Below are 22,468 nucleotides of genomic sequence, written 5' to 3'. Positions count from 1 at the left end.
GGCAGGCTGTTGCCATGCAGATTGTACCAGTAATAGGACCATGGATTACTTGCTCGCCTGCGGCGACTGCGATCCCGAATGGAACCGCACGGTGCTTGGTATTTCGGCGGAGAAGATGGATATGCTCACCTTGCATATTTATCATGGCTTCGGTACGGTTGGCATCACGCCTAATACGCCGAAGGAGGAGCGGTATCCGGCGGTTATGTCGTTCCCTGAGGTGAGTCGAGCCGCCATTCGCATGACGGAAGAGGTTATCACGGGAAATCCGGCATACTCACATGTGAAGCTGGCGATAACGGAGTACAACACGATGTATTATCTGAACACGATCCGAGAAGGACGTCCGATGGAGCACACGCTGGAGGCGGCAATCGCTAATGCGGCTAACTTGAACGAATTCATCCGGCAGTCCCATCTGATCGAGATCGGCAGCTTCTCCGACCTTGTTAACGGCTGGCTTGGCGGCTGCATCCGCATCGGCGACTGCTACGCCGATCAATACCGCGGCAAAGAGACGGGATGGAGCGGACGCAACAGCGTCGTGTACGGTTCGCCAACTTTCCATATCATGCAGGCTTATGCGAATCGCGACATTTCCCGGATATTGCCGACTCAAACGGATTGTGCAACCTTTGAATGGCCGTCCGGCTCGAAGCGCTTTGATCTTGCTCCAGGACCGCTGCCAGTACTTGATGTGGCGGCGGCGCTGGATGAATCCGGCAGCGTGCTGACGCTGTTTGTCGTTAACCGCGGCCTCTCGCCGGTTGAGGCAGAACTGTCCATTGGTTCGTTCGCGGATGCAGGTATAGCGAAGGTATGGGAGCTTGCAGGTGAAACTTATGAGACAATTAACGATGTCTTCAAGCCGGAGGCTGTAACAGCTGTTGAAAGCAAGCTGGAATTCGGCAGTCGAAAACCTGTGCTGGCGATGAAGCCGCACTCGGTATGTGTCGTTGAGGTGCGAAAATCAAACTAGCATGCAATATTTCCGAATCTCTGGTTATTCCGGAGGTTCTTTTTATTTTCTCGTTGATTAGTCCTTATGTTTCTCATGATATCCATTTAGAATACACACGTTGGACACAAGAACCTCCTATACTTCGATGTGTAGAACAAATGGAGGTGCAAGAGCATGATAAGAATACCTTATTTCGGGTAATCCTGTGTTAGCATAGGGGTTAATACGAATACGATTCCGGTGTATACCCGGAAAGAGGCGGAGTGTGCCGGATGAAACGAAGTATCTTATTAGTTGATGACGATATGCTGATGCGGGAATTTATAACGGATTATTTCAAAAAAGAGCAGTGGGACGTACACGAGGCAGAGAACGGAAGGGTTGCGCTTGAGCTGTTCGAGCGATTCACTGTTGATCTGGTCGTCCTGGACATTATGATGCCGGAGATGGATGGTTGGTCGGTGTGCAGACGTATCCGGGAAAAATCGGATGTTCCAATTATCATGATTACGGCAAGAGCCGAAGATGATGATCAGTTAATGGGCTTTGAGCTTGGTGCTGACGAATACGTAACGAAGCCGCTTAGCCCTAGAGTGCTGGTTGCTAGGGCAACCGCCTTGATGAAGAGGACAGAGAGAACAGTCGGGCGGGAAGCGGAGATGCTGCAATATGGAGACTTGTCGGTGAACAGGGAAGCTCATACAGTAACTGTGGCAGGACAACTGGTTAATCTGACACCAAAGGAATACGATTTGCTGTTGTTCATGATCAAGCATGAGGGCAAAGTGCTGGCCCGTGAATATATTTTGAATGCGGTTTGGGGATACGATTACTTGGGAGACCTGCGCACGGTGGATACACACGTCAAGAAATTAAGAGCCAAGCTGGGAGACGCCGGCAAGTATATCGCAACCGTCATCCGTTCCGGCTATAGATTCGAGTCAGAAGCATGAGAAGGCATGGCGTCGTTCTTAAGCTGTTCATCATCACGTCCGCCTTGATTTTGTTTATATTTAGCCTGGTGATGCTTGCAGAAGGGCTGTTCTTTGAACGGTTTTACCGGATGTCCCAGATTGATGAACTGGAATCGGCCATGAGCCGGTTCACCGAGCAGTACAACGAAGTATCTGGGAACGAAAGGGAGCTTTCAAGACTGCTTGGGACATTCATGAATCGGAACGATACGAGCATCGCGGTGTTAGATAAAAGCTTCGTTCGTGCCAATATCAATCCTTACTATGTGAGACTGCAATCGGCCAATAAAGTCATCACAGTGCCCATTCCGACCGCAGGCGCGACAGTCAACTCAATCCCGCGAGGCATTTCACAGGGAGACAGTATAATCATAGACGGTATATTCATGGATGAGAAGGATACCGTCCTTCATCCGATTGCTTTTTGGCCAGACGATACCGCTCCTCTTGAAGACGGTTTAGTACGGGTAGAGGGTAAAGTTACGGAGTACATGCTGCCGGAGCAGCGGTCGTTCAACCCTCTTTATCAAGACGCACTTCTTGATGAAGCACTTCGGGAATGGACGAACGGAGTGGAGTCACACCTGTCCCGCTTGCATGAAGGGGAGACCATAAGGAGCGCATGGAAGGATCCTTGGAGCGGTGTTGAATATGCCATATTGGTAAAATCACTTCAAGGTTCATCGGAAGGCATTAAAAATTACATGTTCGTTATGTCTTCGCTCCAACCGGTTGGTGAAGCCGTAGAAACGTTGAAGAAATATGTTATTTATTTGGCACCTGTTATCCTTGCGCTGGTTCTCGCTCTGTCGCTGATCTATTCGAGAATAATCTCACGTCCGCTGCTCACCCTTAACCGCTCAGCGGCACGGCTTGCCAAGCTGGATTTCACCAATCATCCCGAGATTCGGTCAAAGGATGAATTTGGAGAGCTCTCCCGGAATATGAACCTGTTATCGCGGAATCTGGATTCTGCGTTGCAGAAACTAACGGTGGCAAATGAGCAATTGCAGGAAGAAGTGAGGGAGAAGCAGCGCTCCGAGCAGCTTCGCAAAGAACTTGTGGCAAACATCTCTCACGAGCTCAAAACCCCGCTCGGCATCGTAAAAGGATTTGCGGAAGGGCTGCAGGACGGGGTAGCAGCTGATAAGAGAGAACGTTACCTCGGCTTAATCGTGAACGAAACAGACCGGATGAACGCTCTCATTATGGATATGCTGGAGCTGTCCAAATACGAGGTAAAGGCAGTCCGGCTGCAAATAGACCGCTTCTCCCTGACCGACCTTGTTCGGGAAGTAGCCAATTCGTTCATGCAGCAGCTGGAAAGCAAGAACCTTCGCTTGAGAGTTCGACAGGACGGAGAGCAGGAGTTATACGTCCAAGCGGATCGCAGGCGGATTGAGCAGGTCCTTCTGAATCTGTTCAGCAATGCCATTCGTCATGCGGAAGAGGACAGTGTCGTTACGATAGACATGGTGCGGACCAAAGGCACGGCCATCAGGACCATCATCGAGAATACCGGACCTCCAATCGCGGAGGAAGATCTGAACCGGATATGGGAGCAGTTCTACCGGGCAGAGCGTTCCAGGGATCGCAAGTCCGGAGGAACCGGGCTTGGGCTTGCTATCGTCAAGCATATTTTGGAGCTGCACGGGAGTCATTATGAAGCGGCGAATACGAAACATGGTGTTGCCTTTTCATTCACATTACAAGAAAACAGAGGAGAGAATAATAATGAATAAAAAATATTTTGGATTGTTTGTCGCATCGTTACTCGTTTTGGTTGTCATCAGCGCATGTGGAAATAAGGCAGACGGAGGAAACACAAACGCGGCAAATGAAGGAACTGCTGCGGAGCAGCCTTCAGGAAATACGGGAGCGTCCAATACTCCGGAAAACAGCCCGCCCGCCGATCCTGCCGAGCAATCTGAAGCGCCGGATTCGTCAGCATCAGCAGATCCCTCAAATGAGGAACTTCTGATTATCATCGACCAGACGCAAAAACCAATCGAGGGAAACAGCTTTGATTTTGTTGTCAACAAGCGTCCGGAAGGCTACATGCTGTCTAAAATGGAATGGATCTCCGATAAAAACCATATTACTAACACTTTACAGGAAGCGATGGAGCACGGCGGAAGCGGTGGAGATGGATTCTACATCAGCGGGGATGGACAGTTCATGGGCTTCTTCTATCCGGATGAATTGAAAGGCGAGAAGGGTGACGTTAAAATTACGTTCGCTAATGATCAAGGAAAAGAGATTAGCTGGGAGAAAACAATCACATTGAAGTAAGCAATGGAAAAGCCGCGAAGACTCTTCGCGGCTTTTTATTTTCCTGTATATGATGAGGGTATATCTGATCTTCAGAACGGAAACGATACGGAAGTTGCGTTGGAAAACGGCCCCAATACGGAAATCCCTTATTGACACGACACCTTCTAGTGTCTTATAATTTAAACAGACACCAAATGGTGTCGCATACATGAATCCAAGCGTGAAACTTCATTACCCTGCTTTCTATTGTAATGAATGGAATGGAGCAGTTGCAACCTATGTATTCGAATAACTTTGTGAAGAAGATTTTTAGGAGGGGGTGCTGTGAGCGATAATAATCCGTCACGGGATGTCTTTGACGCGATTGCGGATCCGACAAGACGCCGGCTGATTCAGCTATTATCTGAAGTAGACGAAGTTCCGCTTCATGAGTTAACGGTACAATTCGATATGGGCCGTACAGCTGTATCCAAGCATCTGACCATCCTTAAAGAAGCCGGATTGGTAACCGACAGGAAGGTCGGCAGAGAAACGCGTTTCAGGCTGAATGCCAATCCGCTTAAAGAAATCCAGGATTGGGTTTCTTACTACAGAAAATTCTGGATGACAAATATGTTTCGCTTACAACAACTTTTAGAGGAGGAAGAAGAGGAATGAGTTTGAAATTAGAGCTGGATTTCCAGTATAACACTTCAATTGTAAAGGCATGGTCCGCATTAACCGATTCCAATATGCTGGCAAAGTGGGTTTTGCCCAATGATTTCAAGCCGGAGGTGGGGCACCGTTTTCAATTCCGCGCTGAGCCGAATCAGTACTGGGATGGAGTTATTAACGGTGAAGTGCTCGTTGTAGACGAAGCAAGCCGCTTGTTGTCTTACTCATGGGCGGTTGGAGAAGAGAAGCACACCGTCACCTGGACGGTGCAGGAATTAGGGGAAGGCAAGGTTAACCTTCATCTCGAGCAAACCGGCTTCTCGAATGTGCCGGCTCTTGAAGGCGCTAGATACGGCTGGACGAACTGGCATGGCGAGCTGGCGAAAATGCTGGCACAATAATCGCATAATTGAGCCGAAGATGACTCGAATCCACATAAACCGGTTGCATTTCGTTGCAACCGGTTTATGCATGGTTCGTACAATACTAGGATTTGAAATAAACACGATCGGAAGGATGACAGGCATGAGCGAAGTTAATCAGGAGTATATCGTAATCTCCGGTGCGAGAGAGAACAATCTCAAGAACGTATCCCTACGCATCCCCAAACGTAAGATCACGATTTTCACAGGAGTGTCCGGATCCGGCAAGTCATCAATCGTTTTCGATACGATTGCAGCAGAATCCACCCGTTTGCTGAACGAGAACTTCAGCACGTTCGTTCGTACATTTTTGCCCAGCTTTCCACAGCCGGATACGGACGGAATCGAGAACCTCAGCATGGCCGTTGTGGTAGACCAGAAGAGGCTGGGCGGCGGCTCCCATTCCACAATGGGCACGATTACCGATATTTCTCCTATTCTCCGAGTTCTTTTCTCCCGAGTGGGGCAGCCGCATGTTGGATCGGCTAACATGTTCTCCTTTAACGATCCGCAAGGGATGTGTCCTGAGTGCAACGGCATTGGCCGTAAGCTTGGCGTGGATATGAGTAGGGCGCTGGACATGTCCAAGTCGTTAAATGAAGGCGCAATCATGCTGCCTGACTACTCAGTCGGCGGATGGGAATTTAATATGATTGTACAATCTGGCGACTTCGATCTGGACAAGAAGCTGAAAGATTACTCGGCTGAGGAGCTGGATCAGCTGCTGCATGCCAAGGCAAGAAAGGTTCAAATGGATTTCGCCGGAAAAGCAACGAATATTACGGTAGAAGGCGTCATTGAGAAATTCACCAACAAATATATCAAACAAGACGTGAAGCTGAAGTCCGAACGCACGCAAAAATCGGTAATGCCATTCATCACCGAAGGTCAATGCTCCAGCTGCCGCGGGTCCAGATTGAGTCAGGCTGCTCTGAACTGCCGAATTAATGGGAGAAACATTGCAGAGCTGTCCTCCATGGAAGTGGGACATCTCATTCGCGTCATTCAGGAAATTGACGACGCCAAAGCTGCGCCAATCATCAAATCGTTGTCAGAGCGCCTACAGCATCTGGTGGATATCGGACTTGACTATTTGACGCTCGACCGTGAGACGGATACCCTGTCCGGCGGCGAGTCGCAGCGTGTCAAGATGGTCAAGCACTTGAGCGGCAGTCTCGTTGATGTCACCTATATCTTCGATGAGCCTAGCGTTGGCTTGCATCCCCGTGATGTACACCGGTTAAATGATCTGCTTGTGAAGCTCCGCGACAAGGGCAACACGGTCATCGTGGTCGAGCATGATCCCGATGTCATCAAGGTAGCGGATCATATCGTTGACGTTGGGCCTCACGCCGGCAGCCGCGGCGGCAATATTGTATTTGAAGGAAGCTATAATGGCCTGTTGGAGTCGGGTACACTGACCGGAAACCATATGAAGCGGCCGCTTGAGCTGAAGAAAGATTGCAGGAAGCCTTCCGGCAAGCTGTCGATCGAAGGGGCCAACCTTCATAACCTGCAGAACGTAAGCGTAGATATTCCAACCGGTGTGCTGAACGTAGTTACGGGAGTTGCCGGGTCGGGAAAAAGCTCGCTGATTAACGATGTATTCCTAAGCCAGCATTCGGATGCGGTCGTCATTGACCAATCGGCGGTAGGCGTGTCAACCCGCTCGAATCCCGCAACCTATACGGGGATTATGGATGATGTGCGGAAAGCCTTTGCTTCCGCGAACAAGGTAAATCAAGGTTTGTTCAGCTTCAACTCCAAAGGAGCCTGCGAGAACTGTCAAGGGCTTGGTGTTGTATACACGGACCTGTCATTCTTCGACAGCGTAAAACTCCCATGCGAAGTATGCGAGGGCAAACGGTTTAAGGAAGAGGTTCTCGAATATAAGCTGAATGGCAAAAACATTGCCGAAGTGCTGGAGATGACTGTGGAGCAGGCACTGGAATTTTTCGAGCTGAAAGAAGTGGTACGCAAGCTCCAGGCGATGAGTGATGTGGGGCTGAACTACATTACGCTTGGCCAGCCGCTCAGCACGCTATCCGGCGGGGAATGCCAGCGTATCAAGTTGGCGAGCGAGCTGCATAAGAAAGGCAGCATCTACGTGATGGACGAGCCGACAACCGGTCTGCATATGTCGGATATCGGCCACCTGCTGGGGATCATGAACCGCCTTGTTGATGCAGGCAATACGGTCATCGTTATCGAGCATAACCTCGAAGTGATCAGCCAAGCGGATTGGATCATCGATATGGGTCCGGATGGAGGCAGCAGGGGCGGCCAAGTTGTGTTCGAGGGCACACCGCTGCAAATCACTAACGTAGAGCAGTCTATTACCGGAAGATTCTTGAAGTAAGCCAAAGAAGTTGTGAAGGGGGCGGCCGATCATTTGATCGGCTGCCTCTTATGCTTTACTCCGTTGCTTTATGGTTCCGATCATCCATAAAATCAGGGGGATCACAAGGTAAACAAAAGGGTAGAGCACACCGTTGAGGTACATGCTCTTTAGGGTGAAGGAAAGGCGAATATTGTGGTTACTGTAGATGTAAAATACGAACCAGACACTTGTAACTATCCAAGCGATCAGCTTCCAATTCCGGAAGCCGGTCCATTCGGATAATCCGTAACTCAAGATAAACAAGCAAAGGGATAATTTAATGAACGCGGCAAGCAGCCATAAAGGAATATAAAAAGCATCGATATTCTGAATAAAGTTAAGAATGGAGATATATTTTGTCAGCGAATAGACCGGGACAACTAATTGAGAGGCAATTTGAGGTCCGGTAACAAACATCAAAACTATCGTAGCCAGCACACCCCAAACAATCGTCGTCATAGTTCCCCAAATGACCGCCCGCGAAGCTGTTCGTTTATTCTCAGCAAAAAAGAACAGCATAAGCGCAATAGTGGGATCTGTGAGGTAACTGTAAGAGTTAAACGCACCTGTCAGGATGGCCAGCCAACCGGTATCCGCGTAGACAGGCAGAATTCTCTTCACATTCATATCCTCAGGATTAAGGAATAGCTGAACAAAGAACATAAGAACAAGAATAGGGCCGATAATCTCCGCACAGCGGCTTACGGCCGTTATCCCCCCTTTGTAGACGGCATATACGACTAGAGCTAACATACAGAGCAAGATGAAAACCATCGGTGTATTGTGAAGCATAACCAAATTTTGAAAGTCGACCGTACCTTTTGCAATCATGGTCATCTGCCTGAACCATAACAGGAAGTACACGAGAACAAGTATTTTTCCAAGTACAGTGCCCAAGAGCTCCTTCGTAAACGTAACCAGGGTTTTATCCTCATGCTGTTTGCACACCCGAAGAATGACCCAGGTGACGAAGAGCATAGTTAGTCCTCCAAGCAGCATGGATATCCAGCTATCCTGGCGTGCCTGCTCCACGGCTAAATGGATGGGAAGGTAGGAAGTCGTAACGATGGAGGATATCGTAACGAGCCAATACAATTGGTAGCTGCTGACCTTCATGCTTTGTTTCCTCCCATTCGTTAATCACTCCACCTGGCCGGCACTTGTGCCGGTTGATCTTAATTGAATGTCTGCCTTGACAGAAACATTGATTTTTTTGAAATTCTCATCCCAATCGTCTCTTTGCGATTTCCACCAGTAGGGATGCTTGCGATGCAGATACTCGCCGATACCAAAGATATCCGGCCCCCACTGCTGGACTTTGTTCAGTGTGTCCTGCAGGTCTGTTTGAATTTTCTCATCAAGGTACTTCTTGAGTTCAATCATATTGTCTACATCAGACATATCAAGCGGAGTTGTATTATCAAGAAGATAGGCTTGGGCTTTAACGGTTAATAGAATTTGCTTGGGATCATTACCGTTAACCGAATGAATTCGGCGCTCGAGATGAGTTAATCGAAAGGAAAGAGTGCCGTTGCCATTCTTCCACGGAATCGTTAAGCCTTGAAACGTTCCTTTTCCAAGCATCCAAATCGCTTCCAAGCCATCATTATCATCTAGAATTCCTTTTATCTTAAGTTCGTTATTTAGAACCGCATGACCGGCAAATTGGACTAAATTACCCTTTTCATTACCTTTTCCGTCATTATTCTCGATCTGCAGGAGGGGGACAAGAACTCTTGCTCCTTCTGAAGCATGTTCAATGATAAATTGTCTTATGGAGTAATTGTTCATTCCGTTGATTTGCAGCTCTTTATTTGAGGCAATGCTGGAGAGCTGCTCCAAGGGATGCTTGATCTTCATGAAATCCTTGGCGCTGCCTTTCACGAGAACAATATTATCCCTTTGATTGTTTGCAGGGTCTCTGTTCAGCTTATCAAATAGCTTGTTGGTATTATTATGCTCAATATACTCTTGGCTGATTGCGATTAGCGTACGATGGCTTGTCATCAGTCTGCGGGACAGCTTTCTTTGGACTCGTTCATTTGCCTCAAACACATTCTTACCCTTGGCAGATATGACGATAAAGCTCTCCGAATCACCCGAGCTCCCCCCCTTGGAGGAACCGCTTAATTGGGAAGGAAGAGCGATCTGATGGCTAATCTCAAGCATGTCCTTCCCAGCATCATCAATTCCGGTACCGATAACAAAAGCTAATTGATTCGGTTCTACAAAATCCGTACAGCCGGCAGAGGTGGAGAGCAGAATAAACGATAGACAAGCCATTTGAAAAAAACGTCTCATTTCTGCCGTCCTTTCTTGTTGCGGCCGTTCCGAGTCCAGATGGGATAGCGGATAACGATGTCTTTGATCCTTTTGCCGTCAAAAGGAGCGATCGGATACAAGTATGGTCTTCCGAAAGATTCGAGCATCACCATATGAATCATCAAGAAGATAATGCCGAATGCAAAGCCAACAAACCCAAGCAGACCGGTAATGAACAGAAACAGATAACGAATGATGCGAAAGGGGAGACTGGCACTGTATCTCGGAATCGAATACGCCGCAACACCTGTTAAAGAAACCACGATAATGATTGGCGTTGAAATGATGCCGGCTTCTACAGCAGCTTGTCCGATAACCAGCGCTCCAAGAATGCTTACAACAGGACCCAACTGATTGGGAAGATGAACGCCGGCTTCCTGCAGGGCATCAAACACAAACAGCATAAGGAATACCTCGATAACGGTCGGGAACGGAGAGCTTTCCCTTGCCGTTGAGATCCCAATCATCAGATAACTCGGCACCATCTCCGGATGAAAGGTCGATAGCGCAACGTATATGGCGGGCAAAGCGAATGAAATGAAGGTCATGATGTAACGGATCGTACGAGTAAGAAGCACAAAGATAAACCTCTCGAAATAGTCATCCACGGATTGAAGCCCCGACCAGAACGTGATGGGAAGAATTAGAGCAAACGGTGATCCGTTTGTTATAATCGCGACTTTTCCTTCCAATAAACTGGCCGTTACGATGTCCGGACGTTCCGTATTTTGAATCTGTGAAAATAGGGAGAAGGAGTTGCCTTCAATCCATTCCTCGATATAGGCGGAGTCGATAACACTATCTGTCTCAATGCCACTCAGCTTTTCTCTAACCTGGTCCAGTACTTTCTCATCCGCAAGGCCTTGCACATAGACAAGTGCAACGTCCGTTTGTGTGTATTTGCCTGTCGTAAACGATTCAAGCTTTAAATCCTTGTGAATAATCCGGCGCCTGATCATCGTCGTATTCGTTCGCAGACTCTCGACAAAGCCCTCCTTGGAACCGCGAAGTGCCGCTTCCTTCTTTGGCTCTTGTATGCTTCGGGTTTCAAAGTCCTGAACCTGGGCAATTAACGCAGATGCTTCGCCCTCTACCAGCACGGCCAGGCTGCCTTGCAGGATATGCTGCACAAGCTTCTCCGTGCTGTCATCCGTTTGAACGTTCGTTAAGGGAAGCTAATTGCTCCTGATCATTTCCGTGAGGGATTGTAACCGATCCATGCCTAACGGCGGTTCGCCAAGAATAAGAGGCTTTAGAATATTCTCCTCAACGCTCTGTACCCGGATCATACCGTCTAAATAAGCGATAAACAGCAAGGTGTCATCCTTTAGCTTAAAGGAGCGGATCATGAAGTCCGAGCAATGATGAAATTGTTCTCTTAAAAAGGCCTCATTCTGCTCAATATTAGTACTCAGATTCATAGAAAATCACCTCGATTGTATTCACAGCCGATTCAAATGGGTATTATAACCAATTCGCAAAATACCTATGCAGGCGAAGGATTTGAGAGGAAAAACGTCACCTCATCACGAATAGATACCACTTCAGAGTGACAAATATATAGAATACTAGTTTAGGGGGACCATGATGGAAGTTTTTACGGAGTTTTTAGCGGGTATTGATCATCCGGATCATCGGGAACGAACCGAAGAAGTGTTGACGTGGGTAGCCAATAAGTTTCCTCAGCTAGTTCCGAAAATCGGCTGGAATCAGCCTATGTTTACCGATCATGACACCTATATTATCGGTTTTAGCGTTGCCAAACAGCATTTGGCGATTGCTCCGGAGAGAGCGGGGATGATTCGGTTCGAGGAAGACATCAAGAAGGCTGGTTATGATCAGACCAACTTATTGCTTCGTATCCGGTGGGATAAGCAGGTGGATTACGACTTGCTCGAGAAGATGATTGAGTTTAACAGGATGGACAAGGCGGACTGCACAACTTTTTGGCGAAAATCGAATAATTAATGTTGTGTTTTCTGTCACCAGCAAGGATCATTTCGTCGGATGTGCAGGAAAGTAAAAAACCCAAGTGGAATTATAAGAATATCTTGATTGGCAGATGGTTGTTCGTGTAACTACAAAATCATGACGAAGGAGTTTGATATAGGATGGAGCTAGGACTTAAAGGAAAACGAGCCATCATAACGGGAGGCAGCAAAGGAATCGGCTTTGCAACGGCTCTGCTGCTGGCATCCGAAGGCGCACAGGTAGCTATTGTCGCACGCAGCGAGAACTCTCTGAAAGAAGCCGCAGAAAAAATCGCGGCTAAGACGGGTACAGAGCCATTCATTATCTCGGCCGATGTATCTGTTGAAGCAGATGTAGAGCGTGCAGTAGCAGCAGCTGCCGAGCGCTTTGGGGGGATTGATATTCTGGTCAATAATGCGGGCACTTCAGCGGCAAAGCCTTTTGAAGCGGTGGATGCTGCAGCCTGGTCGGCAGATCTGGATTTAAAGCTGTTTGGTGCAATCCATTTCACCCGGTCAGCACTGCCTTATTTGCGTCAGGACGGCGGAGGTGCAGTCGTTAACGTCACTGCTATCGGCGGCAAAACACCATCCGGCTCGTCGCTTCCTACTTCTGTTAGCCGGGCAGCCGGGCTTGCTCTGACAAAAGCGATGAGTAAGGACTTAGCCGCTGATGGCATCCGCGTAAACGCGGTTTGCATCGGTTTGATCAGAAGCGATCAGATCGAGCGGATGTGGCAGGCAACCGCGCCGCAATTGACTTGGGACGAATTCGCGGCGGATCCACGCCATGATATTCCGCTCAGGCGGATCGGTCGTACGGAGGAAGCGGCTAATGTTATCGCATTCCTCGTATCCGAAGCAGCTTCCTACGTAACCGGTACATCGGTTAATATTGACGGCGGTAAGGCGGCCGTTCTTTAGCAGGAAAGAAATGGAACACAATAATTATTTACTGATCGTTCTTAAACGGATATGATGGAGAAAAGGAGGTATTCGAAATGGCCAGACCAAGAGAATTTGATCAAGATGCTGTCCTGCAGAAGGCAATGGAACTATTCTGGCAGAAAGGCTATGAACGTACCTCGATACAAGACTTGGTCGAACATACCGGCGTTCACAGAGGCAGCTTGTACGATACGTTTGGTGATAAGAATCAGCTGTTTCTGACTTGCCTGGACAGGTTCCGGGATACAACCAAGAACCGTGCGCATACCATCTTGGAAGAGGATGGACCTGCAAAAGATGTATTGGGGCGCTACTTTGAAAGATTAATCGATATCGCGATGAGCGATGACAACGGACGAAGAGGCTGTCTGATTGCAAACACGGCTATGGAGATGGGGAAAGTAGATCCCGTTGTTTCTTTCCGAATTGAGGCGTATACCCTGGATATGGAAATGAACTTTCACAAATTTCTGATGCGTGCCAAGCAGCGAGGGGAATTGAAAACAAAACACACCGTACAAGAGGCGGCCAGATTTCTTTTAAACACAAGAAACGGGCTTTATGTGCTTGCGAAAATCGCTACGGACCGCAAAGTACTGGAGGATGCTGCTAAAGTGGCGATGTCAATCCTTGTCTAATACGAATAAAATTATAGTTGACTAATCGTTCTTAAATTCATATACTTAGACATGTGGAAATCATGTCTTTAAATGATTTTAAGAACGAACATTCTTTAAATTATATCGTTCATTGGCTGTTTTTGTATGATGTTGTCGAGACGCCAATGAGCTTTTTTTTGAATATTTAAAGAATGTTCATTCTTTAATAACATCTAAAGTTTTGGTCAAAATAAAGATAACGGAGAGAGAGGCTCTATCATGACAACAATATCTTCAAGAACATCCTTTTGGATTGTCGCATGGGTACTTACCATCAGCTTGTGGTCCAGTACAGCACCTTCTATTGAGTTTCCGGTCTATGCTTTACAGTGGCATCTTTCCAAAGCTGTAACGACCGGCATATTCTCGATCTACCCGATCGTCCTCATCTTGGTCCTGTTCTTATTGGGGAATATTTCCGACTACATTGGGCGCAGGAATACATTAATTACCGGACTTATTTTTCTTCTAATCGGGGCAGTGGTCTTCGCAACAGCTCAAAACGTAATATGGCTGTTTGTAGGCCGAGTGTTACAAGGCTTTGGGGTAGGATTAACGGCTGGATCGGGAGCAGCAGCGCTTGTGGAGTATAATCCTTACTCCAACAAAAAGCTGCCTGGATCCATAAACACCATTACGCAGGCAGTGGGGCTGTTCCTTGCTACAATTGTCGGAGCGACGCTCATTAAATATGCGCCTTCGCCGCTATATTTCAGCTACTGGGTACTAGCTGTACTTGTTCTTGTAAGCATCGTTCTTTGCTTGTTTCTACCTAAGAAAACAGCAGCACAATCAACCGGAAAACCTGCATTCAAACTGCAGGGTGTAAAAGTACCGAAGGGACTTTGGAGAGTATATCTACTGGCTGCCTTAGCCATTGGTACGGGGTTTGCAAACGGAGCTGTATTATTATCGCTTGGAGCACAGATTGCCCGTGATGTCATTGGTACGCAGGACATACTTGTTATCGGAACGGTATTGTCCATTTCCTATTTGCTGGCTTCGGTAAGTGCAATCATTGCCGGACGATTAAAGCCTGTAACCTCCATTCGTATAGGCATGGCTTCCATTGCAGTGGCAATGGTTCTGCTCATTTCTGCGGCAGCGTCCCATTCTTTCCTGCTATTTATGAGCTCGTCTATACTGGGCGGACTTGCGTATGGTTTCTCAGCATCTGGAGCAATCGGGCTTGCCGCAATCAACTCACCAGTCCAGAATCGCGTTCAGTTTTTGTCAGCCGTATTAGTCGCCGCCTATTTATTTCAAGGCTCCAGCGCTTATGGGGGAGGAGTTGCTTCCAGCACGCTAGGCTTCAGCCCCGCGATCTGGCTAATGGCCGTGATCATTGGCATCCTTGCTCTTGGTACGCTGTTGTTTACCATAAGAAAAACCAGCGAAGCGGAAGCCATTCCAGCAAAACCTGCTAAAGTCTAATAGAGAATGACAAAGGGATGTCCAATTTGGGCATCCCTTTGTTGAAGCAAGTAGTTTAAGGTGAATCTTTTTGCTGAGTGGACTTAGACCTTAAAAAAACGATAGTAATTATAAATAGTAACGGGATATAGGCAAAGATGAATAACAATCCCTTGACATTCACGAATTTCTCTAATGAGTCAATCTCTGTTCGTTCTTTAAACGTAAGGGCAATGATGAAAAGGGCTGTTAAAACAACAGGCAAGGACAGTCGAGGCTTGAGTGTCGTTACTCTTTTTATAATTCTCGTACAACACCAAATAGGGATGCAAACCGTGGGGATGATAACCAGAATCCACATGAAAATATATAGAAACTCAAACCTGGCAATAAAGGATAACTCAAGGAATTTCGTCATGGCCAAGGATGGCCACAGGGTATGCTTCAGTAAACCCTGGCTGAAATACATGAGGGTTACAATGATGATTACCGCATATTTCAAGGTGGTGTAGAGTAAGGCGATATGTGCCCATTTTCTGGTTTTTTCAGGTAATGTTAAGAAAGGAAAGTAAATAAGCAAAGACTCAAGTCCGAAAAAAATGAAACTGGAAGATCCAGCCCCTCGAAGCAAATCCAGAAAAGTATGGTTAATCACAGGCATTAAATGATGAATATCGCCCTGTTGAAACGGGATGTAAAACAGAAAAAATAAAGGAATAGTAATCATACCGGATAAGCACTGCTTTCATTTCCGCGGATAATTTTTCTCCAATGAGCTTTTTTAATTCATGTAAATCTTGAGCGTTCTGAATGTTTATTTTCGCTGGAATTTCTCTAAGAGCAAATATAATTTTAAATTTATCGATGTTTTTCCGTTTTGAGCGATACTCAATTTTTTCTTGCCATGCAGAATAAGAAAGGAATACATATCCTCTGAACTTGTTTTGAAATCATATTCGCCGGTCAGTGATTTGTCCCTAAGAAATTTTAAATACAATCCTTCTTGGTTCGTTAACCATAGCTTTAATTCGTTCCCTTTATAGACGGCGACACCATCCATATGCAATTTGCCATGATCCATATTGATAACGGGCAAATAAACGTCCTGGCCTCCTCCATAATATTGATTAACGAAGGAATGATAATTGGCAACGGGGGTATTCCCGTGATACATGTTGTTTTCGATTAGCTCCGATAAGTAAAATGGCGGTGACTTTAAAGTTTCGGAGATGATTTGGCTGGCCTTTTGTTTGGTTATAACAATATGAGCATTGCTGCTTTTGATCGATTCTCGATTAATGATGTTAGCAAGCTCAGCAATAGATTCACTTGCGAATTTTTCGCTTATGACGAGCGTACGCATTTGACCGCTCTCGATAGGTTGAGACGACTCGGAAGTCAGAGCAATAAAATCCCGTAAGTAACTTTCGACTCAGCGGTCATGGGCGACATGGATTGTTCCCGGGTAGCTTTAATATAGGCAGGAAAAGAAGCGCTTATCTTATAGGTTTCCCCTTCGATATCGACGCCCATGCTCTGAATAATATTAATCCGGTCGACAATTCGTTCTTGTGAGCATCCGCATAATAAGAGACAACAGAAAAGAGCGAGTATGTACCTTTTCATGAATTTCTTTCTCCAATCTGCGCAACATTATTCGTTATTATAATCATCTTCAATATCCTTATTTTTTTGTAAAGAGTATCTCTTCTTTGAGAGCGGACGCTTAAATAAAGCTCTGTCCGAACTAAATGAAAAGGAAGAGCGGATAAAGCTGTCGCTGAAACTTTTGTAACGGAAAGGGAACAAAGGAACGAGATACGGTGCACCTAACGATTTCAAACGCAGTAAATGCCCTAGAATAAACATAATCCCTATCATTATCCCTAACCCACCTCATAAGGATGCTAAAACGATTAATGGAAAACGCAAAAACCGTATCGTATTGGACATTTTAAATGTAGGTGTGGTAAAGGAAGCCAAAGCTGATAGAGAAACAATAATGAGCAAAATATTGCTTGTTAAACCGGCTTGCACGGCCGCTTGCCCAAGTATGATACCTCCTACAATACCTAATGTCTGACTGACTTTTGAAGGCAGTCTAGACCCTGCTTCACGGAGTAACTCAACTACGATTTCCAAAAACAGAACTTCCAGCAAAGGAGGGAAGGGAACGTTTACCCTAGATTCAATAATTGGGCCTAAAAGATCTCTGGGGATAATGGTGTAATGAAAAGAAAGAATGGCTACATAGTAAGAAGTAGCCAGCGTTGAGAATACAAGCCCAAAATAACGAATAAGCCGAAAAAACGAACCCAAGATCCATGGTAAATAGTAATCTTCAGGAGAAATGATAAGGCTGAATATATGAGTTTATCGGTAACAAGCCCTCTTCGGAGTAAAGTCAAATTTGTCCCTAAATTTTCAACAAAACCAACTTTTGGTCCGATAACCGAGAACTCATTCTCGGTATCGTTATACCCCCGAAGACCGAGTTTTAATTCCGCGATAACCACGATAAGTCCTTCGTTTAGATGGGGTTCCAGCTGAATAAAAACGGAGCCCGAGCCAAACTTTGCGATATTTCCTCAAAGTTAGTGGAAGTTTTGATGGTTTCCATGGGGATCAGGGCTTCTAAATCATGTAAGCTCTTGATTTCACATTCTGATATTTGAATAAAAGAGAGCAAATCATGGTGAAATTGCTCATGGCTGATAAGTGAACTAAAGTAAGAGAAGTGAATGCATGCATCGTTAACTTTTATGGTTGTTTGCATATAATCCACCGATTTGGAGATCTCACTTAAGGCTTTATGCAAGTTTTGAGTCATTAGGCGCACCACCTGTCTATAAGAAAATAACTTGTCTTATTATGAGGTGCTGCCATTGAAGTTATACCCTTAATTTAACAAATGGAACTAGGCAGGACGGGGCTAGCCGTAATTTTATGAAACGTCCCAGCGCTTTCTACAGTATGTAAGGCAAAAGGAAAATTATGAGCGAGGGGTCCATTACATGATGATAAGTACAGAAGACATACAATATTTGAAATTGGAATTAAAACGAATTGAACAATGGGAGAAGGAGCAGAAGGATCTGTTTTTTTGGGAAAAAATCGGCAGACTGCCTTTTGCCATCCTGGACCGGCTAACTCCGAAGTTCATCCAGGAGAAAATAGGAACAGCTCTGGATGAGCTCGGAAGCTATGTTCAGAGCGGCGGACGTTATTTGATCAGCAAGGAGCAGATGGCACGCAAGTTTTTCCCGAATGAAGAACAGGATACATCAACGGCTTTGGACCGCATTGGACAGCTGCCATTAAGCAGAATGGATGAGATGGCCGAGAGAATTAGCAAAACAAGCAGCCATACAGCTACTTTGCAGGGGGCATCTACCGGAATCGGAGGTATCTTCACGCTCGCCATCGATATTCCTCTTCTGCTCGGCATCTCCATTAAAGCACTGCAGGAGATCGCCATCAGCTACGGCTATGACCCGACCGAGAAATCCGAACGGATCTTTATTGTAAAGTGCCTGCAGTTTTCCTCCTCCGATATCGTCGGGAAGAAAGCCATTCTTGATGATCTGGCTGCTTTCCATTCTGGTGAGCAAAGCGGGCAGGTATTGTCACAGCTGCAGGGCTGGCGTGAGGTCATGCTATCTTACCGGGATAACTTTGGATGGAAGAAGATGTTTCAGATGATTCCGATTGCGGGTATCCTGTTCGGTGCCTATCTGAACCGTTCAACCCTGCAGGATGTCACTGAAACGGGCAAAATCATGTACCGGAAACGCAGAATTCTCGAGAAAATGAAAGCTGCTGAAGAAAACGAATAGGGAAGAGGAGGGACTGTACTTCTCGTCTTCTGCAACTTGAAATAAAGCCGCTAAATAGGTCTAATCCAAACCTGTAAGCGGCTTTATTCGCGGCTGAATGTTCATTCCTCCTTTCAGGTATTAAGTTTTCAGATGGGCATCATCTCTATTCTGTATTATGCACGATACGTCGGATGCAGTAATATAAAGGAGCGGGCAAGATGATCCCATCAAAACAAGCTATACGATCTCATTTATCTACCTATTGATAGGTATAAAATCAGAAGGAGGTGAAGCGATGCTGTACGAGTTGCGCATCTATCATATACATCCGGGCAAGATGCAGGTCATTCAAGACAGGTTCAAGAATCATGTTATTGACTTATTTATGAAGCATGGCATGAAGGTGACACTGTTCTGGGAAGATTTCGATGAGACATATAATCGTCTCTATTATATTGTCGAGCACGCCAATATGGAATTGCGCAATTTGAATTATGACCGTTTCCGCAATGATCCTGAATGGATCGAATTGAGACGGGTGACAGAGCTTGACGGACCCTTGGTGGCCAAGCAAGAGAGTATTTATATGAAAGATGTATCTTTTTTCGAAAACAAAAACAAATAACAATCAAAAGGAGCAACTAACAATGAAAACACTCGTAATCGTAACTCACCCGAATATGGAAGCATCCCGCGTAAATAAAGCTTGGGTAGAAGAACTGAAAAATCAAGGTGACGTTACCGTTCACGAACTATATAAAGCTTACCCGGATGAAAATATCGATGTAGCAAAAGAGCAGCAGCTGGTGGAAGCGCATGACCGGATTATTTTCCAATTCCCGTTGTTCTGGTACAGCACGCCTGCCTTGCTCAAAAAATGGTTTGATTCCGTCTTGCAATATGGCTGGGCATTTGGACCGGATGGCGATAAAACAAAAGGCAAAGAAATTGGCGTAGCGGTCTCGACATATGGCTCCGAAGAATCGTATCAACGGGCCGGGTTTAATCGTTTTACCGTACAAGAAATATTGCGTCCAATTGAAGCTACCGCTCATTTTATCAGTGCTTCTTATCTGCCTCACTTTACGCTGAACGATGTATCTAACCTTTCTGATGAACGTTTGGCACAGAGCAGAATCGACTATGTTCATTATTTAAAAACAGTTAAGCCGGTCGTGTACGCTTAAGGGAAGACTTCAGTTAATTACCTACCTATTAATAGGTATTAAAAAAGGAGAATGAAAAATATGACATTTCAAGGTAAAGTAGCCGTCATTACAGGTGCGAGCAGCGGGATTGGTAAAGCTGTAGCCGTCGAACTGGTAAAGCAAGGAGCTAATGTTGTCCTTAATGGCCGTCGCGAGCAGGCACTGGTTGATGCTGCCAAGGAAATCAATCCTACAGGCGTACACGTTGCCTATGTTGCCGGCGACATCTCAAATCCCCAAATCGCGCAACGTTTAATCGACGAAGGACTTTCGCGTTTTGGCCGTATCGACACATTGGTGAACAATGCGGGCATTTTTCTGGCGAAACCATTCCACGACTACACGGAAGCAGAGTTTGAATCCGTATTGTCCACCAATGTGGCCGGGTTCTTCCATATTACACAGCGTGCGGTAACGGAGATGCTGAAATCGGGTTCCGGACACATCGTCAATATCACAGCAAGCGGAGCCTCGGAACAGCCGATTAAATCCGTTCCATCGGTACTAGCCGCATTGACCAAAGGGGGCTTGACGACAGCAACGAAGTCGCTGGCAATTGAATATGCGGACAAGGGTATTCGCGTAAATGCAGTAGCACCAGGTGTAATCAAGACGCCAATGCATGCGGTAGAAACCCATGACTTCTTGTCAAAATTACACCCAATGGGACGAATGGGCGAAGCTCAGGAAATTGTTGACGCTATCGTTTACCTGGAATCGGCCCAATTCGTAACAGGAGCGGTTATTCATGTTGATGGCGGTCAAAACGCCGGTCAATGGTAAGAGTGAAGCAGATCACAAGCGCCGGACAGGTTTAACCTGCATCAAACAGGTGAAACTTATTCGGGTAACCAAAATGGAGAAGAGGAGATGAGGAATCATGCTGTATGAGCTTCGGATCTATGACGTGGTACCGGGTCAAATGCAGACGTTACTGGATCGATTCCAGTACAATACGATAAGACTTTTTACGGAGCACGATATGAAAGTAACGGAGTTTTGGGTGGACGCGGACGATTCGAAAAACCGTTTGTATTACATTCTTGAGCATCCGGACATGGCTTCGCGCGAACGAAATTTCCAGGCCTTTTTGGGTGATCCCGAATGGTTGGCCCTTGTGGAGAAAACGGAGGCAAACGGTCCTCTGTATGAAAAAATTGAAGTTATCTATATGAATAAGGCTCCATTTTTCCAAACCGTATAAGGCTGTAGGAATTTCGCTTACCCTTATCGAATGATTAGCATGCTATCTGATATCTCAATTTGGGATATCAGATAGCATGTTTCTATATTATTCACGATTGCAGTTTGGAGGTATACTTCTTGTAGGAAGATACACGGCAACAGGATGCGGATTCGATGATAAAGGAGTGAACCCTTATGCACATCTCGCTGCAGACCGCTCTGTGCGAACAATTTGGAATCAGATATCCACTCTTTCTTGCCGGTATGGCAGGCGGTCCTTCTACACCTGAACTGACGGCAGCCGTATCAGAGGCGGGCGGACTTGGCACTCTGGGGGCGGCCTACATGGAGCCGGAAGATATCCGAACGGCTATCCGCCGCATTAGGGAGTTAACCGCGGCACCTTTTGGAGTCAATTTGTTTGTCACTCGACCCGGTGATGACCATTCGCGAATGCAAGAGGTTCAGAGCGAGCTGAACAAATTTCGTAATCAACTGGATATTCCAATCTCAGCGGTAAATGACGTGCATACTCCTAATTGGTTCGAGGAGCAGTTTGAAGTGCTGCTGGAAGAGAGGGTGCCGGTAATCAGCACGGCGTTCGGTGTATTGCCTGCTCCACTCATGCAGGCGGCCAAATCGTCTGGACTGAAGGTCGTGTCCATGGTCACGACCGTACGGGAAGCACTGCTTGCGCAGGAGAATGGCTGTGATGCCATCGTTGCTCAAGGCAGCGAGGCAGGCGGCCATCGCGGTACGTTTGCCATTGATGTACATCCCATGGGAGCGAATATCGGAACGATGGCTCTTGTCCCTCAGATTGTAGACCGCGTGACGATTCCCGTAATCGCGGCAGGCGGTATTATGGACGGTCGAGGTGTCGCGGCCGCTTTGGTACTTGGTGCTCAAGGGGTGCAGATGGGAACCCGCTTCCTGACGGCCGTTGAAGCCGGAACGAATGAGGCATATCGAAAGGCTTTGCTTGAGAGTGACGAAGAAAGTACGGTGCTCACCAAAGCATTCTCGGGAAGACCGGCCCGCGGAATCAAAAATGCCTTTATTCAGCAATGGGAAGCAAGCGGCATCGCTCCTCTTGCCTTTCCTACACAAAATACCGTCACACGCGATATCCGTAATGCGGCAGGCAAGAAGCAGCAGGCGGAGTATTTGTCCTTATGGGCGGGGCAGGGAACGAGGATGCTGACGGCTGATCTAACAGCCAAACAAATCGTTGACGACATTATGAATCAGGCGGCAGCTATAATCCATTAATGCACCAG

Annotated in this window: 23 protein-coding genes and 2 pseudogenes; 17 read left to right on the top strand and 8 right to left on the bottom strand. The window is 46.6% G+C overall.

Going from position 1 to position 22,468, the window contains the following annotated elements; genetic code table 11:
• Nucleotides 1-40: 40 nt before the first annotated feature.
• The 7 genes from BM200_RS05855 to BM200_RS05825 all read left to right on the top strand — a co-directional run bounded on the left by BM200_RS05855 (nt 41) and on the right by BM200_RS05825 (nt 7,644).
• Nucleotides 41-979 (top strand): alpha-L-arabinofuranosidase C-terminal domain-containing protein, encoded by a 939-nt coding sequence (locus tag BM200_RS05855; protein WP_245772907.1) that lies wholly within the window; start codon nt 41-43, stop codon nt 977-979.
• Nucleotides 980-1,233: 254 nt separating this feature from the next.
• Nucleotides 1,234-1,914, top strand: coding sequence for a response regulator transcription factor (locus BM200_RS05850; RefSeq protein ID WP_091182513.1), 681 nt, complete (start codon nt 1,234-1,236; stop codon nt 1,912-1,914).
• Entirely contained in the window at nt 1,911-3,677 is a 1,767-nt protein-coding gene (locus BM200_RS05845; protein WP_091182511.1) for a sensor histidine kinase, read from the top strand. Before BM200_RS05850 ends, BM200_RS05845 begins: the two co-directional genes overlap by 4 nt.
• Nucleotides 3,670-4,227 carry a hypothetical protein gene (locus BM200_RS05840; RefSeq protein ID WP_091182509.1) on the top strand — a complete coding sequence of 186 codons (558 nt, stop codon included), beginning with the start codon at nt 3,670-3,672 and terminating at the stop codon, nt 4,225-4,227. Before BM200_RS05845 ends, BM200_RS05840 begins: the two co-directional genes overlap by 8 nt.
• Nucleotides 4,228-4,533: 306 nt before the next feature.
• Entirely contained in the window at nt 4,534-4,866 is a 333-nt protein-coding gene (locus tag BM200_RS05835) for an ArsR/SmtB family transcription factor (RefSeq protein WP_091182507.1), read from the top strand.
• Nucleotides 4,863-5,264 carry an SRPBCC family protein gene (locus tag BM200_RS05830; RefSeq protein WP_091182505.1) on the top strand — a complete coding sequence of 134 codons (402 nt, stop codon included), beginning with the start codon at nt 4,863-4,865 and terminating at the stop codon, nt 5,262-5,264. The genes BM200_RS05835 and BM200_RS05830 overlap by 4 nt, the downstream gene beginning before the upstream one ends.
• Before the next feature lie 124 nt (nt 5,265-5,388).
• Complete coding sequence (locus BM200_RS05825; protein WP_091182503.1) at nt 5,389-7,644, top strand: ATP-binding cassette domain-containing protein; 2,256 nt, start codon at nt 5,389-5,391, stop codon at nt 7,642-7,644.
• 48 nt (nt 7,645-7,692) lie between these two features.
• Here BM200_RS05825 and BM200_RS05820 read toward each other — a convergent pair whose 3' ends face one another.
• The 4 genes and pseudogenes from BM200_RS05820 to BM200_RS30780 form a co-directional block, all read right to left on the bottom strand.
• A complete protein-coding gene (locus BM200_RS05820; RefSeq protein ID WP_091182500.1) occupies nt 7,693-8,781 on the bottom strand; it encodes a GerAB/ArcD/ProY family transporter in 1,089 nt (362 codons plus the stop codon).
• Between the two features lie 24 nt (nt 8,782-8,805).
• Entirely contained in the window at nt 8,806-9,966 is a 1,161-nt protein-coding gene (locus BM200_RS05815; RefSeq protein WP_091182497.1) for a Ger(x)C family spore germination protein, read from the bottom strand.
• Nucleotides 9,963-11,147 (bottom strand): annotated as a pseudogene (locus BM200_RS05810) (spore germination protein); the annotation flags it as partial. The gene BM200_RS05815 and the pseudogene BM200_RS05810, both read right to left, overlap by 4 nt.
• Nucleotides 11,148-11,162: 15 nt before the next feature.
• Nucleotides 11,163-11,408 (bottom strand): spore germination protein, encoded by a 246-nt coding sequence (locus tag BM200_RS30780; RefSeq protein ID WP_091182492.1) that lies wholly within the window; start codon nt 11,406-11,408, stop codon nt 11,163-11,165.
• A gap of 166 nt (nt 11,409-11,574) precedes the next feature.
• On the opposite strand from BM200_RS30780, the gene BM200_RS05800 reads away from it, so the two are divergent.
• From BM200_RS05800 to BM200_RS05785, 4 genes are all read left to right on the top strand, one after another.
• The gene (locus BM200_RS05800; RefSeq protein WP_091182489.1) at nt 11,575-11,955 is read left to right on the top strand and encodes an iron chaperone; all 381 of its coding nucleotides are present in this window, start codon (nt 11,575-11,577) and stop codon (nt 11,953-11,955) included.
• 143 nt (nt 11,956-12,098) lie between these two features.
• Nucleotides 12,099-12,881: an SDR family NAD(P)-dependent oxidoreductase gene (locus BM200_RS05795; protein ID WP_091182487.1), complete on the top strand. Its 783-nt coding sequence runs from the start codon at nt 12,099-12,101 to the stop codon at nt 12,879-12,881.
• Between the two features lie 77 nt (nt 12,882-12,958).
• Nucleotides 12,959-13,543 carry a TetR/AcrR family transcriptional regulator gene (locus tag BM200_RS05790; RefSeq protein WP_091182484.1) on the top strand — a complete coding sequence of 195 codons (585 nt, stop codon included), beginning with the start codon at nt 12,959-12,961 and terminating at the stop codon, nt 13,541-13,543.
• Between the two features lie 240 nt (nt 13,544-13,783).
• On the top strand, nt 13,784-14,998 hold the full coding sequence (locus BM200_RS05785; RefSeq protein ID WP_091182482.1) for an MFS transporter: 1,215 nt from the start codon (nt 13,784-13,786) through the stop codon (nt 14,996-14,998).
• Nucleotides 14,999-15,053: 55 nt separating this feature from the next.
• Here the strand turns inward: BM200_RS05785 and BM200_RS05780 are convergent, their stop codons facing one another.
• From BM200_RS05780 to BM200_RS29635, 4 genes and pseudogenes are all read right to left on the bottom strand, one after another.
• Entirely contained in the window at nt 15,054-15,704 is a 651-nt protein-coding gene (locus tag BM200_RS05780) for a GerAB/ArcD/ProY family transporter (RefSeq protein WP_091182479.1), read from the bottom strand.
• Between the two features lie 87 nt (nt 15,705-15,791).
• Nucleotides 15,792-16,379: a Ger(x)C family spore germination protein gene (locus BM200_RS05775; protein WP_483869915.1), complete on the bottom strand. Its 588-nt coding sequence runs from the start codon at nt 16,377-16,379 to the stop codon at nt 15,792-15,794.
• 251 nt (nt 16,380-16,630) lie between these two features.
• Nucleotides 16,631-17,553, bottom strand: a pseudogene (locus tag BM200_RS05765) (spore germination protein); the annotation flags it as partial.
• Complete coding sequence (locus BM200_RS29635; protein WP_139230754.1) at nt 17,508-17,807, bottom strand: hypothetical protein; 300 nt, start codon at nt 17,805-17,807, stop codon at nt 17,508-17,510. The gene BM200_RS29635 and the pseudogene BM200_RS05765, both read right to left, overlap by 46 nt.
• A gap of 187 nt (nt 17,808-17,994) precedes the next feature.
• Between BM200_RS29635 and BM200_RS05760 the strand changes: the two genes are divergently transcribed.
• From BM200_RS05760 to BM200_RS05735, 6 genes are all read left to right on the top strand, one after another.
• Nucleotides 17,995-18,813 (top strand): EcsC family protein, encoded by an 819-nt coding sequence (locus BM200_RS05760; RefSeq protein WP_091183543.1) that lies wholly within the window; start codon nt 17,995-17,997, stop codon nt 18,811-18,813.
• Between the two features lie 277 nt (nt 18,814-19,090).
• Nucleotides 19,091-19,420, top strand: coding sequence for an NIPSNAP family protein (locus tag BM200_RS05755; RefSeq protein ID WP_091182472.1), 330 nt, complete (start codon nt 19,091-19,093; stop codon nt 19,418-19,420).
• 22 nt (nt 19,421-19,442) lie between these two features.
• A complete protein-coding gene (locus tag BM200_RS05750; protein WP_091182469.1) occupies nt 19,443-19,982 on the top strand; it encodes an NAD(P)H-dependent oxidoreductase in 540 nt (179 codons plus the stop codon).
• A 60-nt stretch (nt 19,983-20,042) separates the two neighbouring features.
• Nucleotides 20,043-20,786 carry an SDR family NAD(P)-dependent oxidoreductase gene (locus BM200_RS05745; RefSeq protein ID WP_091182468.1) on the top strand — a complete coding sequence of 248 codons (744 nt, stop codon included), beginning with the start codon at nt 20,043-20,045 and terminating at the stop codon, nt 20,784-20,786.
• A gap of 97 nt (nt 20,787-20,883) precedes the next feature.
• A complete protein-coding gene (locus BM200_RS05740; protein ID WP_091182466.1) occupies nt 20,884-21,207 on the top strand; it encodes an NIPSNAP family protein in 324 nt (107 codons plus the stop codon).
• Nucleotides 21,208-21,383: 176 nt separating this feature from the next.
• Nucleotides 21,384-22,460: an NAD(P)H-dependent flavin oxidoreductase gene (locus BM200_RS05735; RefSeq protein ID WP_091182464.1), complete on the top strand. Its 1,077-nt coding sequence runs from the start codon at nt 21,384-21,386 to the stop codon at nt 22,458-22,460.
• Nucleotides 22,461-22,468 lie beyond the last annotated feature (8 nt).

This window comes from Paenibacillus catalpae (assembly GCF_900112695.1).
GTDB lineage: Bacteria > Bacillota > Bacilli > Paenibacillales > Paenibacillaceae > Pristimantibacillus > Pristimantibacillus catalpae.
This window is presented reverse-complemented; position numbering and strand designations above follow the sequence as displayed.

Coding starts and splice junctions, on each gene's coding strand:
- BM200_RS05780 (WP_091182479.1), bottom strand. CDS start 15,704: ATGATTACTATTCCTTTATTTTTTCTGTTTTACATCCCGTTTCAACAG.
- BM200_RS05740 (WP_091182466.1), top strand. CDS start 20,884: ATGCTGTATGAGCTTCGGATCTATGACGTGGTACCGGGTCAAATGCAG.
- BM200_RS05790 (WP_091182484.1), top strand. CDS start 12,959: ATGGCCAGACCAAGAGAATTTGATCAAGATGCTGTCCTGCAGAAGGCA.
- BM200_RS05825 (WP_091182503.1), top strand. CDS start 5,389: ATGAGCGAAGTTAATCAGGAGTATATCGTAATCTCCGGTGCGAGAGAG.
- BM200_RS05755 (WP_091182472.1), top strand. CDS start 19,091: ATGCTGTACGAGTTGCGCATCTATCATATACATCCGGGCAAGATGCAG.
- BM200_RS05760 (WP_091183543.1), top strand. CDS start 17,995: ATGATAAGTACAGAAGACATACAATATTTGAAATTGGAATTAAAACGA.
- BM200_RS05820 (WP_091182500.1), bottom strand. CDS start 8,781: ATGAAGGTCAGCAGCTACCAATTGTATTGGCTCGTTACGATATCCTCC.
- BM200_RS05750 (WP_091182469.1), top strand. CDS start 19,443: ATGAAAACACTCGTAATCGTAACTCACCCGAATATGGAAGCATCCCGC.
- BM200_RS30780 (WP_091182492.1), bottom strand. CDS start 11,408: ATGAATCTGAGTACTAATATTGAGCAGAATGAGGCCTTTTTAAGAGAA.
- BM200_RS05830 (WP_091182505.1), top strand. CDS start 4,863: ATGAGTTTGAAATTAGAGCTGGATTTCCAGTATAACACTTCAATTGTA.
- BM200_RS05845 (WP_091182511.1), top strand. CDS start 1,911: ATGAGAAGGCATGGCGTCGTTCTTAAGCTGTTCATCATCACGTCCGCC.
- BM200_RS05735 (WP_091182464.1), top strand. CDS start 21,384: ATGCACATCTCGCTGCAGACCGCTCTGTGCGAACAATTTGGAATCAGA.
- BM200_RS05800 (WP_091182489.1), top strand. CDS start 11,575: ATGGAAGTTTTTACGGAGTTTTTAGCGGGTATTGATCATCCGGATCAT.
- BM200_RS05785 (WP_091182482.1), top strand. CDS start 13,784: ATGACAACAATATCTTCAAGAACATCCTTTTGGATTGTCGCATGGGTA.
- BM200_RS05855 (WP_245772907.1), top strand. CDS start 41: ATGGATTACTTGCTCGCCTGCGGCGACTGCGATCCCGAATGGAACCGC.
- BM200_RS05795 (WP_091182487.1), top strand. CDS start 12,099: ATGGAGCTAGGACTTAAAGGAAAACGAGCCATCATAACGGGAGGCAGC.
- BM200_RS05850 (WP_091182513.1), top strand. CDS start 1,234: ATGAAACGAAGTATCTTATTAGTTGATGACGATATGCTGATGCGGGAA.
- BM200_RS05840 (WP_091182509.1), top strand. CDS start 3,670: ATGAATAAAAAATATTTTGGATTGTTTGTCGCATCGTTACTCGTTTTG.
- BM200_RS05815 (WP_091182497.1), bottom strand. CDS start 9,966: ATGAGACGTTTTTTTCAAATGGCTTGTCTATCGTTTATTCTGCTCTCC.
- BM200_RS29635 (WP_139230754.1), bottom strand. CDS start 17,807: ATGACTCAAAACTTGCATAAAGCCTTAAGTGAGATCTCCAAATCGGTG.
- BM200_RS05745 (WP_091182468.1), top strand. CDS start 20,043: ATGACATTTCAAGGTAAAGTAGCCGTCATTACAGGTGCGAGCAGCGGG.